At 37.0% G+C, this 17,202-nt stretch carries 16 protein-coding genes; 4 read left to right on the forward strand and 12 right to left on the reverse strand.

Annotated elements, in window-relative coordinates; genetic code table 11:
* Positions 1-404 precede the first annotated feature (404 nt).
* Entirely contained in the window at positions 405-2,609 is a 2,205-nt protein-coding gene (locus F938_RS10505) for an OsmC domain/YcaO domain-containing protein (RefSeq protein WP_005031645.1), read from the reverse strand.
* Between the two features lie 625 nt (positions 2,610-3,234).
* Here F938_RS10505 and yddG point away from each other — a divergent pair.
* Complete coding sequence (gene yddG, locus F938_RS10510; protein WP_004830705.1) at positions 3,235-4,161, forward strand: aromatic amino acid DMT transporter YddG; 927 nt, start codon at positions 3,235-3,237, stop codon at positions 4,159-4,161.
* Between the two features lie 193 nt (positions 4,162-4,354).
* Here the strand turns inward: yddG and F938_RS10515 are convergent, their stop codons facing one another.
* Positions 4,355-5,410 carry an aromatic ring-hydroxylating oxygenase subunit alpha gene (locus F938_RS10515; protein ID WP_005031647.1) on the reverse strand — a complete coding sequence of 352 codons (1,056 nt, stop codon included), beginning with the start codon at positions 5,408-5,410 and terminating at the stop codon, positions 4,355-4,357.
* Positions 5,411-5,699: 289 nt separating this feature from the next.
* Between F938_RS10515 and F938_RS10520 the strand changes: the two genes are divergently transcribed.
* Positions 5,700-6,632, forward strand: coding sequence for a LysR family transcriptional regulator (locus F938_RS10520; RefSeq protein ID WP_004830702.1), 933 nt, complete (start codon positions 5,700-5,702; stop codon positions 6,630-6,632).
* A 171-nt stretch (positions 6,633-6,803) separates the two neighbouring features.
* Here the strand turns inward: F938_RS10520 and hpxO are convergent, their stop codons facing one another.
* Positions 6,804-7,961, reverse strand: a complete 1,158-nt coding sequence (gene hpxO, locus F938_RS10525) for an FAD-dependent urate hydroxylase HpxO (RefSeq protein ID WP_004830701.1) — start codon at positions 7,959-7,961, stop codon at positions 6,804-6,806.
* Positions 7,962-8,173: 212 nt separating this feature from the next.
* Here hpxO and alc point away from each other — a divergent pair, with 212 nt between their 5' ends.
* Positions 8,174-9,181, forward strand: coding sequence for an allantoicase (alc, locus tag F938_RS10530; protein WP_005031649.1), 1,008 nt, complete (start codon positions 8,174-8,176; stop codon positions 9,179-9,181).
* Positions 9,182-9,185: 4 nt separating this feature from the next.
* Positions 9,186-9,680 carry an ureidoglycolate lyase gene (locus tag F938_RS10535; protein ID WP_026040376.1) on the forward strand — a complete coding sequence of 165 codons (495 nt, stop codon included), beginning with the start codon at positions 9,186-9,188 and terminating at the stop codon, positions 9,678-9,680.
* Positions 9,681-9,828: 148 nt separating this feature from the next.
* On the opposite strand, the gene F938_RS10540 is transcribed toward F938_RS10535, so the two are convergent.
* The 9 genes from F938_RS10540 to F938_RS10580 form a co-directional block, all read right to left on the reverse strand.
* A complete protein-coding gene (locus F938_RS10540) occupies positions 9,829-10,551 on the reverse strand; it encodes an outer membrane protein OmpK (protein WP_010591391.1) in 723 nt (240 codons plus the stop codon).
* Positions 10,552-10,696: 145 nt separating this feature from the next.
* Positions 10,697-11,017, reverse strand: a complete 321-nt coding sequence (uraH, locus tag F938_RS10545; protein ID WP_005031656.1) for a hydroxyisourate hydrolase — start codon at positions 11,015-11,017, stop codon at positions 10,697-10,699.
* A gap of 24 nt (positions 11,018-11,041) precedes the next feature.
* Entirely contained in the window at positions 11,042-11,548 is a 507-nt protein-coding gene (gene uraD, locus F938_RS10550) for a 2-oxo-4-hydroxy-4-carboxy-5-ureidoimidazoline decarboxylase (RefSeq protein ID WP_005031658.1), read from the reverse strand.
* Between the two features lie 66 nt (positions 11,549-11,614).
* Positions 11,615-12,598 carry an allantoinase PuuE gene (gene puuE, locus F938_RS10555; RefSeq protein ID WP_005031660.1) on the reverse strand — a complete coding sequence of 328 codons (984 nt, stop codon included), beginning with the start codon at positions 12,596-12,598 and terminating at the stop codon, positions 11,615-11,617.
* 80 nt (positions 12,599-12,678) lie between these two features.
* Positions 12,679-13,734, reverse strand: coding sequence for a hypothetical protein (locus tag F938_RS10560; RefSeq protein ID WP_005031661.1), 1,056 nt, complete (start codon positions 13,732-13,734; stop codon positions 12,679-12,681).
* Positions 13,735-13,751: 17 nt separating this feature from the next.
* The gene (locus F938_RS10565; RefSeq protein ID WP_005031663.1) at positions 13,752-14,333 is read right to left on the reverse strand and encodes a histidine phosphatase family protein; all 582 of its coding nucleotides are present in this window, start codon (positions 14,331-14,333) and stop codon (positions 13,752-13,754) included.
* A gap of 81 nt (positions 14,334-14,414) precedes the next feature.
* The gene (locus tag F938_RS10570; RefSeq protein ID WP_005031665.1) at positions 14,415-15,008 is read right to left on the reverse strand and encodes a lysozyme; all 594 of its coding nucleotides are present in this window, start codon (positions 15,006-15,008) and stop codon (positions 14,415-14,417) included.
* A 144-nt stretch (positions 15,009-15,152) separates the two neighbouring features.
* Positions 15,153-16,853 carry an urease subunit alpha gene (gene ureC / locus F938_RS10575; protein ID WP_005031666.1) on the reverse strand — a complete coding sequence of 567 codons (1,701 nt, stop codon included), beginning with the start codon at positions 16,851-16,853 and terminating at the stop codon, positions 15,153-15,155.
* Positions 16,853-17,176, reverse strand: coding sequence for an urease subunit beta (locus F938_RS10580; RefSeq protein WP_004830685.1), 324 nt, complete (start codon positions 17,174-17,176; stop codon positions 16,853-16,855). Before F938_RS10580 ends, ureC begins: the two co-directional genes overlap by 1 nt.
* Positions 17,177-17,202: the final 26 nt, after the last annotated feature.

Raw genomic sequence — 17,202 nt, forward strand, 5'->3', positions numbered from 1 at the left:
ACATAACGCCCAATACAATACGTTTTGGTTTTTTCTAAATTAATCATATTATTTCCAGTATTTTTTAATTCTGATTTTGCAAAGGTAAAATTTATAGCAAGCATACAAAACGTAAACATGACATAACAACGTAACTTACTCATGGATGCTCCCTTTTTAGCTAAACGCGCTCCTGTGTAAGCTTGACAATTCGACATAGTAAAAAGATGATTTAACTATTATTATGAAGCGCTTATTTTTAATTTAGGAAAACTTAACACAAAATATATATTTTCTCAAATATAAATGATCATTATTTTCATTTAAACTTTGACTATATAAAAAAATTAAAATAATACATTGATTTAAAATAAAAAAACCCAAGTCAAATCTTGGGTTTTTTAAAATGTTTAGACTCACATAATTTAATATGTATGAGCAACTGCTTGAGCACGTGCCTTATGCAATTTTTTATAACTGTCAATCAAACGTAAATGACGGTCTAAACCCTCTAGCTTCATACTGGTTTCTGTCAAACCATAAAAACGAATGCTTCCCTCTAGAGAGCCAATCACTGCATCCATACGCTCATCACCAAACATACGGCGGAAATTCGCTTCATAGTCATCCAGATCCATCTCGTCATCCAGTTCGACTTCGAGCATGACATTCATACACTGATAGAACAAACCACGTTCAACGGTATTGGTGTTGTATTGAAGGAACTGTTCCACCAAGTCTTTGGCTTCTTCAAACTGCTGTAAAGCAAGATAAATTAATAGTTTTAACTCAAGAATAGTGAGTTGTCCCCACACTGTATTATCATCAAACTCAATACCAATTAACGTCACGATATCGGTATAGTCATCAACCTCAACTTCTTCAAGACGCTCAACCAAAGCTTCAAGCTGATCATCATCCAAACGATGTAAATTTAAGATATCTTCACGGAACAACAAGGCTTTATTGGTATTGTCCCAAATTAAGTCTTCGACCAAATAAATTTCAGAATAATCTGGCACGATAATACGGCATGCAGTTGCACCTAAATGCTCATAGACCGCCATATAAACTTCTTTACCCATTTGTTCAAGAATGCCCATCATGGTTGCAACTTCATCAGCATTGGCATTTTCACCTGTACTGCTAAAGTCCCACTCGACAAAGTCATGGTCAGCTTGAGCACTAAAGAAACGCCAAGACACCACACCACTTGAATCAATAAAATGTTCAACAAAGTTATTCGGTTCAGTCACGGCATTACTGCTAAAGGTCGGCTTAGGTAAATCATTTAAACCTTCAAAGCTTCGACCTTGTAATAACTCAGTCAAGCTACGCTCCAAAGCCACTTCAAGCTTAGGATGCGCACCAAACGATGCAAATACGCCACCTGTACGCGGATTCATTAAGGTGACACACATCACTGGAAATTCACCACCCAACGATGCATCTTTAACTAAGACTGGGAAGCCCTGTTCTTCTAGACCTTTAATACCCTCAACAATACGTGGATACTTGGCTAAAACATCTTCAGGTACATCAGGAAGAGTAATTTCACCTTCCAGAATTTCTCGTTTAACTGCACGTTCAAAAATCTCAGATAAACATTGGACTTGCGCTTCGGCTAAAGTATTTCCAGCACTCATACCATTACTTAAATATAAGTTTTCAATCAAATTAGAAGGAAAATAAACCACTTCCTGATCAGACTGACGTACAAAAGGCAACGAACAAATCCCGCGTGCAGTATTGCCTGAGTTGGTGTCATAGAGATGCGTTCCCAACAATTCATTGTCTGGGTTATAAATCTCTAAAGTATATTCATCCAGAATTTCTTTAGGGAGTTCACCATTTGGACCTGGTTGAAACCATTTTTCATCTGGATAATGCACAAACTCAGCATTGGCAATCTCTTCCCCCCAAAACTGATCGTTGTAGAAGAAATTACAGTTTAAACGTTCAATAAATTCGCCCAAAGCCGATGCCAAAGCGCTTTCTTTGGTTGCACCTTTACCATTGGTAAAACACATAGGTGACTGTGCATCTCGAATGTGTAATGACCACACATTGGGAACAATATTTCGCCAAGAGGAAATTTCTATTTTCATGCCCAAACCTGCCAGAATCTCTGACATATTGGCAATGGTTTCCTCTAAAGGTAAATCTTTACCTTCAATATAAGTTGAACTTTCTTTTGCTAAGTTTGGCATCAGCAAAGCTTGCGCATCAGCATCAATGCTTTCAACTTCTTCAATGACAAATTCAGGATCTGTTTGAATGACTTTTTTAACTGTACAACGGTCAATCGAACGTAAAATCCCTTGGCGATCTTTGTCTGAAATATCAGCAGGAAGTTCGACTTGGATTTTAAAAATTTGTTTATAACGATTTTCTGGATCAACGATATTGTTTTGAGATAAACGAATGTTATCAGTCGGGATATTTCGTGCAGCACAATAAACTTTAACAAAATAAGCTGCACATAACGCAGATGATGCCAGAAAATAATCAAAAGGACCCGGTGCAGAACCATCACCCTTATAGCGAATTGGCTGATCAGCAATAACGGTAAAATCATCGAACTTCGCTTCTTGTCGAAGATTATCGAGATAATTAACCTTGATTTCCATGTGGGCACCTAAAGAATCTTATGTGTGAACACGGACACATAAATTTAAATATTGAAAATTAAGTCAAATAACACACAACAAATTGACTTAAAAAGAAACTAACATCAACGAATATTAGTCAGAATGGGCGCTATTATAGAATTATTTTATTAAATTGATAATGCTTGTCTGGCGTTAATCGAAAATCTATCTAAATCACCCTGTGTGAGCATCAAATATTTATCTGCTCAATACTGCATAGATCAGTTGAATTTTTTATTGAATAAGAAACCAATAAGTGATTTTTTCCAAAAATATTTTTTGTAATTTCCATCTGAAAGCGAGACCTAGTATGCCTTTTCATCGAATGTTTAAGTTATAATTACTTACATTATTTTACCTTTCATAAAATTCTGTATCAATAAGGGTCTGTTGAGTAATCGTCTATGTTTGTGACTACGCCTGTTGTTTAGGTGATATTCACACTGAATACGGAATCTAGTCATGCTATATGCTGAGGTGCATTGTTTAGCAAGCTAACAACGTTGTGACAAAAATACCACTCTCCCCGCTGTGGCTTGCGTTGTAAATAAACAACGAAAGCTTTTTATGAAAAATCAACAGCCCCTAAAATCTGAAGTTTGCTATGTCAAAAAATCTCGCTACACTGATTGGTTTCAGTGCAATTTTGCAGTGGTCATCCATCGTAGGTTTACTGAAAAAAATCAGTTTTAGTATGGGCGCAGATTTAGCAGTACTACTTATGTATAGCTTAAGTACATGTATTTTGTTGCTCTTCTTTAAAATTCCAAATTTAAAACTTATTTCAAAGAAATATTTAATCTTTTCAACTTTGCTCTTTGTGATTTATGAGTTGTGTTTTTCTTATGCAATCGCTCTAGCACAAACGGCTCAACAAGCGATCGAAGTCAGTTTAGTAAATTATCTTTGGCCTGGCTTAACGGTTGCCATGTTGATTCTATTTAAAGAAATCAAATTTAATATTTTTGTTGTGGTTGGTTTAGCTATTAGTTTAAGTGGCATTGTCATGATTCAAGCTGGACAAGGCGCTTTAAACTGGACAAATATTTTATCCAATATTCAAGCCAATCCAACCAGCTATATTCTTGCTTTCCTAGGTGCATCTTTGTGGTCGTTATATTGTGTTATTACCAAAAAATACAGTGATGGACACAATCCGATTTCATTCTTTTTTGTGGCGATCAGTTGTGTACTATGGGCAAAATATTTATGGTCACATGAATTTAGCTTTAATGTAATCCAGCATTTTGAACTGTCTACCTTTGCGCTGTTAGCGATGGTGTCTTTTGTGATGGCAATGGGTTATGCCGCATGGAATATTGGAATTATCAAAGGCAATATTACCATTTTGGTGACCTTGTCTTATTTTAGTCCAGTTATTTCAACCGTGATTTCCATGACGATTTTACAAACCCGTTTACCTACAGAATTTTGGTATGGTGTGATTTTAGTGACAGCAGGTTCGCTGGTATGCTGGGTTTCAACCAACTGGCAACAACTTAAAGATAAATTCCTCGCAGTCCTTAATTAAAATATTTTTAAATTTTTTGATTTAATAATGCATACCAATTTAGCAGAACCAAATGGTTTATAAGATTATTTCTATAATTGGAAGAAAGTTTAATAAACTGACACCTAAGCTGAAAGATTTTATAAAAGATGCTTTAAAGATTTATAAGGCATTAAAAAAGCACCCGAAGGTGCAAAGCACAAAACATTAAAAATTAAATAATATAGCGTTTACTTAAGCCCCACTCAGCGAGAATCCGACGGTACATGGTAGAAGAGCGGTCTGCTTCAAAGTGGGCTTCCATTGAAATATCTAATGGAAGTTCTTCAGGTTTTTGACTTTCGATCATGTCCTGATCTTCTGCAAAAATCTGAGCGTTGAAATCATAAACCGCCTGTAAATCTCCTGTTGTATCGAAGTTACGTGTGAGTGGGACAAATAAACGGGTTTTGTTAGATGAAACGGGACAACATGCATTTAAAATTTTTAATACACCTTGTCGTGGAAATTCAACTTTTAACACCGCCGAAAATGGTGGATAAACATCAAAAATACGTTTCCACAAAAATCCTTCTGGTGCTAAATGTTGTAAGCCATGCGGATAATTACTCACACCGCTGACATATTCAGTGTGTAAACCATAAAATGTTCGTTCAGTGGTGTATTTAGGAACGATCGGATTATTTGCATCTGCAAAAGATTGGTGATGCACCCATGCAAAATGTGCAACATCAATAAAACCTTCCAGTTGACGACCACTAGAGCCTGCAATATCAACAAATGGAGGCAATATTGCTTGATGCTCTGGATCATCCCATGTATCTAAAACAGGAAAATTTGCTAGCTGTTCATCACGGCTAAATAAACTGGTCCAGACCAAACCATACTTTAAAACCACAGGAAATTTTGTCAGGCTAAAACGCTCAGAAATTTTACTGAGTTCAGGCTGTGCTGGAATCTTGGTACATTGTCCTTTGGTATTGTAATGCAAGCCATGATATGGGCAAATAATCTCCTCACCCTCTACCCAGCCTTTGGTTAATGGTACGCCACGGTGAGGACAAATATCACGAACCAATTGAATTGCACCACTTTCTGTTTGGTAGAGTGCCATTTTCACATCTAACAACTGCACTTGTTGAGGTTGCATTGAGACATCTTGAATACGTGCCACTGGATACCAGTGTTGAGCAAGTATCTCCCAGTCTTTAGGTTCAAATGTACTACATTGCGGTTGGCTAAATAGTTGAAGAACTGGAATGGCGTTCATACTAAACTCACAAATTTTATATTTAACTTCATTAACCTATGCCATGATGCAGTACTGAATTTCAGTTAAGTGCTTAAGGCATACTTTAAAATTACAAATTTAGTTAAATTCTGTCTATTAGAAAGTTTAATGTCGATCATTCTAAAAATTAGAACACATTGAAAGAATATTATTTTTATTTTAGAACGAAAAATTGGCATAGAAATCGCTTAGCTTTTCACTGACCTTGTTATTTGCTTAACTGAAAGAATGAGCAAAATGTCATCCGTATCACCATGGACAGCGTTATATGCCAATAAATATGACTTTTTCTCGATTCTCTGATTATTTTATCGCTGTTGCAAAAACAGGGAGTTTAAGAAAAGCTGCGGATCAGCTGTATATTTCTGTTTCTGCAATACACCGTCAAATTGCTTTAGCTGAAGAAGAATTTGGAATCGATCTATTTGAACGCTTACCCAATGGCTTAAAGCTCACCCTTGCTGGAGAATTACTCTATGCAGATTTAATCAAATGGCAGAAAGAATTCCAACTTACCCGTAATCGTTTTGATGAAATACAAGGGCTTTCACGCGGAACCATTGACTGTGGGCTGATTACTGCGCTCAGTGATGGTTTTGTTCTCGATTCTATTCAATATATGTATGAGAACTATCCTTGGATCAATTTTAACTTTCATATTCAAGACAGTGAAAAAGTTTCAAATATGATTATGGACGCTGAGATTGATTTTGGCATTTTGTTGAATCCTAAAGGACATCACCAACTTGAGGTTTTAGCATTTGTTGAAATTCCAATCGGGTTTGTTTTACCTAAAGATCATCCACTCACTAAAACTGAAAAAATCCATTTATCAGATACCTTAAATGATCAACATTTAATTCCAAGTGCACCATTAATCATTCAGGATTATGTGCAAACACTGTATAAACATTATCAACTTGTACCGCAACACCAGTTAGAATGTAATGACATACGAATGATAATGTCATTAATTCAGAAAAATTTAGGTATAGGTTTACTTTCTTATATCGATGCCTATCCTTATTTAGAACGAGATGAACTTTGCTTTAAACCGATTCGTGAAAAAGGTTTGTACCCCCTAACACTGGCTTTATGTGTTGCACCAAAGCGACAGCTTTCTCGTGTTTCACAAGTCATGATTAAGCATTTGATTGAACAAATAGAGCGATTTAAGCTCAAATTGATTGATTATCAATAAGTGCTGTGGGGGGAATCTGATATAAATTTTCTTTTAAGATACGCAGCAGTCTGAAGCACATCTTGTCGCATATTGAAGTTAACGTCCTTGTCAGCACTCAATAAAAGTTGATAAACATCTAAGATGTCATTAATCCAAATCAACTTTGAATTAAACCGATATAACCATATATCAATCCAAAGGATTACCGACAATATTATTAATAATACCACGCATGATATGAGGACCTTGTTCACGACGCAAATCTGCATACCATTCTTTGGTTACAGTTTCATCTTTCATATGCGTGACATCACAACGTTTTCGCGCACGCAATACCAATTCATTGGCACGTTCATTGCGTTTGTTTTGATAACGTTTTAATGCATCTTCTAAACCTAAAGTATTGATCTGCAATGCTCTTGCCAAATAGATCGCATCCTCCATGGCTTGACAACCTCCTTGACCAATATCAGGAGTGGTACTGTGTGCAGCATCGCCCATGATCACTACACGCCCTTTATAAAATTGGGTAAAAGGTTCAATATCATGAATTTCTACACGATTGGTGGTTTCTACATCTATTGCCTCAATTAGGTTTTGTACAGGGGCACACCAATGCTGAAAATATTGCTTAAATAAAGTTTTATATTGGCTTTTGTTATTGTCTAAACCTATAGGTAATGGAACATCAAAGAAAAAGTAAAAGCGATTTTCAGCAATCGGCATCAACGAAACTCGTTTTCCATCACCAACAAATGTTGTCCATTGATCTGCTTGTGCCAATTGATCAGAAATTTCAACCAAACCATTCCAGTTGACATATCCCGCATAGCGTCGTTCAACCTGCTCACCCAAAACATACTGGCGTGTCAAGGAATGTGTGCCATCAGCACCAATCACCAATGCTGTAGTAATTTCAGTTCCATCTGCAAATGTAACCTGAACATGTTGATCGATTTGTTTTAACGCCACCATTTTTTTTCCAAGGTGAATATCGTCTCGACCAAATTCATCCATCAACATATTTTGTAAATCTGCACGCGAGACTGGATACGGACGTTGTCCAACCTCTTCAATTAATGGCAATAAACTAAATTGCGTCATTTTATCGCCAGTTAAACCATCGAAATAGGCCAAATGATCCATTTGACCACCAAGTTTGGCAATTTGTTCCGTTAAGCCCAAGTAATTTAAGCACTTCACACCATTTGACCATAACGAAATTGCTGCACCTACAGCCCTGATCTGCTCAGTTTGTTCGTAGATGGTGACCGTATGACCGAATTTTTTTAGTGCAATACCAGCGGTTAGTCCTCCCATACCTGCACCAATAATTGTAATCTCCATCTATTTCTCCTCTGATTGTTTTCTCGCACTGTTGCCTAAAATGCTAAAAACGTGCCATTTATATAAAAATCCATACATTTTCAGAGAAGAATTGGCATAGGCTGTGCATGATAAGTGCCATAAGATATTGTTTTTATGAGTGCTTATAAAATATTTGTCACTGATAACAACGCTTCTATTAATGTGAATAGTAATATGAATGGTAAATAAATATGGCAACTTTACTTGCACCAAATTTTGAACTTCCTGCACATTTACAGCGATATACAAATTTGGCAGATCCCCGAATTGGGGCAAAAGTACTTGAATGTTCAGATGATTTTTTTGCTGAGGCTTCACGAATGTTGCAATTCGATGCGCCTGTTTTCGTCGAAGATAAATTTGATGACCATGGTAAGTGGATGGATGGTTGGGAAACCCGCCGTAAGCGTCATTCAGGTTATGATTGGGCAATTATTGAATTGGGAGTTGCAGGTAAAATCAGTGCCTTTGACATAGATACTACTTTTTTTACCGGCAACTACCCTGCATCGGCTGCTATAGAGGCATGTTATGCACCAAATGGGAACCTGAATGATGCACTGTGGCACCCAATTTTAGCCAACTCTATACTTGGACCTAGCCAACATCATCTCTTCAATATGAAAAGTGAAGATATTTTTACCCATGTTCGATTAAATATTTTCCCAGATGGCGGCATTGCACGTTTTAGAGTTTATGGTGAAGTGAGTATTCAGATTCAAGACCAAACACAAACTTTAGACTTATTGGCATTGGAAAATGGTGGGCGGGTAATAGCTTATAGTGATGCCCATTTTGGACATCCTCGTAATTTGATCAATCCAGGACGTGGAATCAATATGGGAGATGGCTGGGAAACAAAACGCCGTCGAACCCCTGGCTTTGATTGGTGTGTTTTAGCACTCGGCAAAAATGGTTTGATTGAAAAAATTGAAATCGATACTGCACATTTTAAAGGCAATTACCCTGCTCAAGTCTCCATTCAAGCCACTTATATTGAAAATGCGACAGACCCGCAATTAATTCCACAAAGTATGTTTTGGTCGTATTTATTACATCCCCAAGATATGCAAATGGATCATATCCATCTATACATCGATGAAATTTTAAAACATGAAAAAATTTCTCATATCCGCGTCAACATGATTCCAGATGGGGGCATCAGTCGGATTCGTCTATGGGGGAAAATCATTGATTGATCTCATGAACTATATCCAAATTCAGCCACTCAGCAAAGATGCTTTTGCACCTTTTGGTGACGTGATTTCCTGTGAAGGCAATGATTTTTTTCCGATCAATAATGCGCTAACCGAACGTTATCATGCCTTAGCTTTAGCACAAACCAATACAGGACAAGTCGGTTTAAGTATTTTTCGGAATATTCAAAAAACAACTGTTCCCTGTACAATCAAAATGCTTGAACGCCATCCTCAAGGTTCACAAGCCTTTATTCCGATGCATGGTCAATCTTTTTTAATTGTCGTTGCAGCACAACTTGACCAAAATACGCCTGATCTAGCACACATTTATGCATTTATCAGTAATGGAAAACAAGCCATTAATTATCACAAAGGAACTTGGCATCATCCATTATTGACGCTCGAAGCACCGAGTGATTTTGTCGTGGTCGATCGTATTGGAGAGGGTCATAATTGTGATATCTTTCCATTCGAAGAAAATATTGTGTTAACTTTTTAATCATCGGCTTATTGCTAAACCATTGGGTTCAGTAATAAGCCAAAGTAACATAGATTTATGCGACACAAACGCTATAAAACCATAATTTAATTATCATAAAGACCAGTATCCTCGATTCCTTTTCTCAGGCTTCAATGCATTTAAATCATTAAAAATGATACTTAATCAATGCACTGACATTATTTTCATCTTTTCCTGAGATACCATATTTATTATTCCAAACCGAATATTCAACACCTAAATATAATTTAGTATTGGGTGAAATATGTTTGCCCGCATTCCATTTCCATTGTGTGGTCCAGTTTAACTCACTGGCATGGTCATCTTCAGCAGTTGACCAATCCAGAAAACCATCGATCAAGAAATCTTCAGATGCAACTGTAAATGGCACACCAAAGACGAAAGTCAATTGATAGTCATCATCTGTATTTTTATAATTGTCTGCTTTATAAAAATTTAATTGGGCATATTGAAAATATGGAATCGCCAAATCCACACCGATCCCATATAAGTAATTATTAAAACCTTCTCCACCTTCCCAAGTAGTTGCAATCAAAACATCTTTAATTGGACCAGCCTCTAACTTTCGCCCTGAAATCGCCCCTAAGCTCAAGCGTGGTGAAACTTCAAAATAGGTTTCATTACCAGAAACGTCATTATTGGTGCGGTCAGCAAATGCAAAAAAATCACCATATTTCAATTTTGCCGCGTACTCAAAAGTAATTGTAGACTGATCATCTTCTCGAGCAATTAGTTCATAGTTTTTACCGTATAACCCTGTAATACTAAAATCTTGCCAGATTGGAGCAGCTTGTGTGCCAAAAGCAGTACATAGCAAAGTTGTGAACGCAGCAAACTGTGTCAATTTCATTTTATAAATTCCCCACAAGAAACAAAGATAAACACCACAATAGATAAGCAAAAATAAAGCCAATATTTTTATAATTGGTAAAAAACACATAAAAAAAGCTCAAATAAATGAGCCTTAAGTCCTTGATAAAATTTATTTTTATATTTCAACTTCCACGATATGTAGAATATGCAAAAGGACTGATTAATAAAGGAATATGATAATGCTGATTAATATCGTTTACAGAAAAGTCAATCACAACTTTAGGAAAAAAAGTATTTAAATCAAAGCGATTAAAATAATCTGCAGTATAAAATACTAAACGATATTGCCCCGTTTGTATTTCACTTAAATTAAAATCTGCAACACGCCCGTCATTGTTCGTTTTAGACTCAGCAATCAACTGCTCCTGTGCATCAAATAATTTGATCACAACATCTGTTGCAGGTTTTCCCAAATGTGTATCTAAAATATGGCTACTAATCATCGGATTTCCTTTATGACTCAAATTCTAATGTTCAGACAATGCCTGCGTTAAACGTAAAATTGCGATTTCACTCAACTGTTGTTTCACGATACGTTGTTCTGTTTCAACATCATTCAATAAACGGTATTTCAATGCCTGTAAGATTTCACTGTGATCCAAACCTAATGCACGAATCAAAAACAGAAATCCAAACTTTTTTTCATAGGACAAATTGCCTTTTAATAAAGCATCTTCTACTTCGCTGCTGTGTTTTATTGCAGATTGTTCACGATTGGAAAATTCACGTTCTTGTTCAGTCAGATTCGCTTTAGCCTTTTTTTCACCAATTCGAGGATGATTGTTTAACGCTGTTAAAATCTCATCCCAAGTCCAAGTTAATGCCTGTTTTTTGGCATAATCCAAAAGGTCATCTAAACTTGTAAATGGACGTGTAGAAACAATATCTTGTGTCCAACGTGGAATCTGTACACAATGATTAAGCATTGCTTGAGCTTGTTGTTTTGAAATTTGATTAAATTCATTTAAATTCACAAGTTATACCTATCATTCAAAATGACTAAAGACTGAAGCGCTTTTTTAAAGCTTTTCTGCTCATTTTTAACATTGCGTTGATGCCTCTTGCGCTGGATGATATTTAAACCAATGTTCTGCAATATCTCCACGCCGACATACCCAAACATTGTCATGTGACTGAACATAATCCAAAAAACGTTGGAGTGCTTTAAAACGTCCCGGGCGCCCTAATATACGACAGTGCATGCCAATCGAAAGCATTTTTGGCGCTGTTTCGCCTTCCGTATAAAGCACATCAAAAGCATCTTTAAGATATTGATAAAACTGTTCTCCGCTATTAAAACCTGCTGGTGCACAGAATTTCATATCATTACTTTCTAAGGTATAAGGAATAATTAAATGAGGTCGGCTTTCACCATGTGCATTGGTTAAATTTGTCCAAAATGGCAAATCATCACCATAGTAATCACAATCATATTTAATCTGAGGAAATTCTGCCAATAATTGCCGTGTGTTGGGGCTATCTCGACCTGTATACCAACCGATTGGGGCTTGTCCAAATAATGCTTCAAGCACACTGATCGCTTGATCCATATGTTGACGTTCTGTGTCTATATCGACATTTTGGTAGTTGAGCCATCGTTGACCATGTGAAACCACATCATAATTGGCATTTTTAATTGCATTGACGATATAGGGATTGCGCGCCAATGCCATCCCGACTCCAAATATGGTCATGGGTAACTTTCGTTTTTGAAATTCATGATGAATGCGCCAAAAACCTGCCCGAGAACCATACTCGTACATTGAATCCATAGACATATGTTTATCTGGGAAGCTTGCAGCACCGACAATATCGGATAAAAATTGCTCAGAACCAATATCACCGTGTTCAATATGATTCTCAGCGCCTTCTTCGTAGTTCAGGACAAACTGTACTGCCAGTCGAGCTTGGTTGGGCCATTCCACTTTAGGAACTGAACCGTGATAACCAATCAAATCCCGTGAATAAGAAGCATTTTGAATTTGATCAATAAGTGCTTGACCACGTAAATAAGTTTTACTCACTCAAACCGCCTTTAAACTTTTCAATCATCATTTTTTAGTGTGAATGATTAAGCAGTTTTTATGCCAATTTCCGTGATGCGCTATTGCATGGGTTGAGAACTTAACTGCAAATGCTTTTTATCTCCACTAAAAATATATTGGTGTTTCCCAATTTGAAAACTGTAATTGCTCTGCTGATTTTTACCCAATTGATTCGGTACAATTTTTGAGTTATTTTCAGTAAATGCTTTGACTAAAAATTGATAAATTTTCTCAGTCATTTCTGGATCTAATAATTTATTCACGATTCTATTTTGAAGATATTGATCTAAGCGCTGAGTAAAAATTTCAATTAAATCTTTATCACTTGAATTAAAAATAGTTTTAAATTCATTCAATGTAGCAACATGCTTATCGAGTATTTTTAATCCTGTTGTTTGTATGGCATTCACTTCAAATTGATCTGTACGCTCAAAAACTGCATTTAGGCTTTTTTTAGCATCTGTAAAATTTGGATCCTGATCAGAATATTGCCGATAAATCTCGTCAAAAAGCTGCTGATATTTATATGAAATCGAAGCATAATCAGACAATCTAAAATATTGCTTTTGATTTAAATACACTAAATCATCTGAACATTTCTTTCCACATTGTGCTTTCTGTTGTTTGCTTATTGCACTTGTTTGGAGATACTGCTTATAAAAATGATCGGCATCATCAAGGTATTGTGGATTGTGCGTCCATTTGTATTTCACCAAACTTGCATCACCTGCGGCAAGATAAGTTTCATATCTCACCACTTTTCTATCCTTAGATAAGTCTTTCTCCCATAAATCACGATATTGGTTCAATATCTTAACGCCAGCAATGGTAAAGTCAGAAGCAGCTAAGGCACAATTTTTATTGTCTAGATAACCTAAAAAATCAGAAACAAAAATAACATCCATCTGATAAACATCTATTTTTTCTGAATTATCACTTTTTAAAAATTCACCCAACACTTTAAGAGGCAAATAATCAATTCCCTTACATTGTGTTTGCAGTGGTTGTGCAAGTTGAGTTAAATCCGCCTTTAAGGTCACAATATCTGCATATGTGGACAGCGATATACTCCCCAGTAATCCCAATAAAGCTATTTTTCTCATCATAGATTTCATGATGTTCTTCTCATGTTTTATTTGTAAATAAAAAACTCAGCATTGCCTAATTGATTATTGAGTAAATCATAGCGAAATTCACGCATCAATGTTGAGCTCAATGCTTGCTTCTGTGCCATCATGATTTTTAATAGTTGTAGAAACTGACCGTGACTAAAGACCAGCAAATGTTGATCGGTGTAAAACGATTTAAGTGCATCTAAATGTTGCATAAAATCTGTCACGCGGTGATAAAAATTGGCAAAAGATTCAGCATCATCACTTGTGATTAGATTGACATCGGCACGACTCCAATAGTCGTCTACCCATGGTTTACGTTCTTCTAAAGTGGTATTTCTACAACGTCGATCTGATAAATATGAAAATTCTTGAATATTCAAAACTTCAGGCGTAATTTGATCCCGAAGTAAAACAGGTTCGGCAGTCAGTCGTGTTCGCAAAAAAGGTGAAATATAGATTTGCTTGGCTTTTGGCAGAGTATTCGCCAGATTTTGAGCCTGTTGATGTCCATATTCTGTCAAAGGAATACTGGCATGCGATTCTACTCTTCCATTAACGTTTCCTAAGCTTTGCGCATGGCGAATTAAATAAATACTCATTTAAACTTTGCTCTACTTTGTTTTATTATAAAAAGTACTTCATATTTTTTTGATGTTCAGCATTTAAGCAAAAACATGCAATCAATGTTTTAAAAATAACGCTTTCTCGACCGCTCTACGGTTGACTAAACCTTGTACAGTTTTTCCACCTGCTTTAATCCATACATCGAATTGCTGAGCTGCAGCAATATAATCCAATGTATTTAGTCGCTTCAATAAGGTCGAATTTTGAAAAGCATTGATTCCAATGTTATACGCCAATGATACCAATGCATCAAATTGATTTTGACTCAATGGCACTTGAACAGCACGACTCACGGCTTGTTCAAAACGTTTCAGGTCAAATTGCATATAACTTTTAGCTTGTTCAATGCTACATTGATCACCATATTGAACAGCTTTTCCATTCGGATAACGGGTTGTGCCATAACCAATTGTAATTACACCGACTCCATCATCATAAGCTTTCAACTTTAAGCCCTCAAAGCTACAAATCAAATCAATACCTTTGGAACTTATCCGAGTGATTTTATCTTGGGCAAAACCAATGATATTGTTATCAGAGTCAATAGCGATACCGATATTTGAATTAGAGTAATCGGTCTTAGGTTTATTCGATTTATGCTGCGTTTTGTTAAATAAGACTTGAAACCATTTGGACCAAAAGTGAGACATGGAGAAGACTCTGAAAATTGATGAGACATAGCTTTGGTCTACATTCTATACAGAGCTTTGTGCTGAAATATAGTGGTGTTTGTCATGTTTTTTTAAAACTCCTTTTTGACTAAAAAGGAGTTTTAAGCTTTTTACCCATAATGATTAAAACAGAAAATAACGCTGTGCCATCGGTAAAACTTCAGCAGGCTCACAAGTCAAATGAACTCCGTCTGCACGAACTTCATAAGTTTCAGGGTGTACATCCATGACAGGACAATAACAATTATGTTTCATGTCATTTTTACTGATATTTCGGGTATTTTTACAGGGAGAAATCAGCTTTTTCAGTTGCAACTTTTCTGCAACACCCTGATCAATCGCAACCTGAGATAGGAAAGTAATACAGGTATTATGAACACCTCTTGGATATGCGCCAAACATCGGACGATAATGAACGGGCTGTGGCGTAGGAATTGAAGCATTAATATCGCCCATTGGCGCAGCAGCAATCATTCCACCTTTAATAATCATCGATGGTTTAACCCCAAAAAATGCAGGTTTCCACAACACTAAATCTGCCAACTTTCCTTCTTCAACTGAACCTACCTCATGGCTTAAACCATGAGTAATCGCAGGGTTGATGGTATATTTTGCAATATAGCGCTTTACACGATTGTTATCGTGATATTGATTATCACCCTCCAATGGTCCACGTTGTACTTTCATTTTATGCGCGGTTTGCCATGTTCTTAAAATCACTTCCCCCACACGTCCCATCGCCTGTGAATCCGATGACATCATCGAGATAGCACCGAGATCTTGCAAAATATCTTCTGCGGCAATTGTTTCCCGACGAATACGGCTTTCTGCAAAAGCGACATCTTCAGCAATTGCTGGATCTAAATGATGACAGACCATCAGCATATCTAAATGCTCATCAATGGTATTGATTGTATAAGGTCGTGTTGGGTTAGTAGAAGATGGCAAAACATTCGCTTGCCCAATGGCTTTTAAAATATCAGGTGCATGTCCACCACCTGCACCTTCTGTATGATACGTGTGGATTGTACGATTTTTAAAAGCGGCTAATGTTTCTTCAAGAAAACCACCTTCATTTAAAGTATCGGTATGAATCGCAACTTGTACATCATACTCATCTGCGACAGTTAGGCAATTATCAATTGCAGCTGGTGTAGAACCCCAGTCTTCATGAAGTTTCAGCCCAACCACACCGGCTTGAATCTGTTCTGCAATGGGTGCAGGCTGACTCAAATTCCCCTTGCCTAATAAACCGATATTCATAGGCAAGTCATCTATCGCTTGTAACATCGTCGCAATATGCCACGGACCTGGGGTTACAGTTGTGGCTGAAGTTCCTGCTGCGGGACCTGTACCACCGCCAATCATTGTAGTCGTTCCCGACATCAATGCTGTTTCGACTTGCTGCGGACAAATCCAGTGGATATGTGTGTCTATTCCCCCTGCTGTTAATATTTGCCCTTCACCCGCAATAACTTCAGTTGCCGCACCTAGTGGAATGATAATATCTGGCTGAATATCAGGATTACCTGCTTTGCCTATCTTCCAGATTCTACCATTTTTTAAGCCAACATCTGCTTTGATAATTCCCCACCAATCGACAATCAAAGCATTGGTAATCACGGTATCAGCAACCTGATCTGCCAACAGTTGTGACTGCCCCATACCATCACGAATGACTTTACCACCACCAAATTTAACCTCTTCACCATAGGTGGTTAGGTCCTGTTCAACTTCAATAAATAGCTCAGTGTCTGCTAATCGAACACGATCTCCTACTGTAGGACCAAACATTTCAGCATATGCGCGACGTGACATTTTCATTATTCATTATCCTGTTGGTCTAATTTGCCCATGACGCGACCTGCAAAGCCATATACTTCACGTTTACCTGCAAGTGCAACGATTTCTACATCACGACTTTGCCCCGGTTCAAAGCGTACTGCCGTGCCTGCGGCAATATTCAAACGAAAGCCTTTGGCACGCTCTCGATCAAATTGCAAAGCATCATTGGCTTCATAAAAATGAAAATGCGAACCGACTTGAATCGGGCGATCGCCTAGATTTGCTACACTTATTTTTAAGACTTCTCGTCCAACATTCATTTCAATATCACTATCAGGCGTGATCATTTCACCGGGTATCATCGTCTTGCTCCCAAATTTAGAATTTT

Origin of the sequence: Acinetobacter bereziniae LMG 1003 = CIP 70.12, from assembly GCF_000368925.1 — a bacterium.
Lineage (GTDB): Bacteria > Pseudomonadota > Gammaproteobacteria > Pseudomonadales > Moraxellaceae > Acinetobacter > Acinetobacter bereziniae.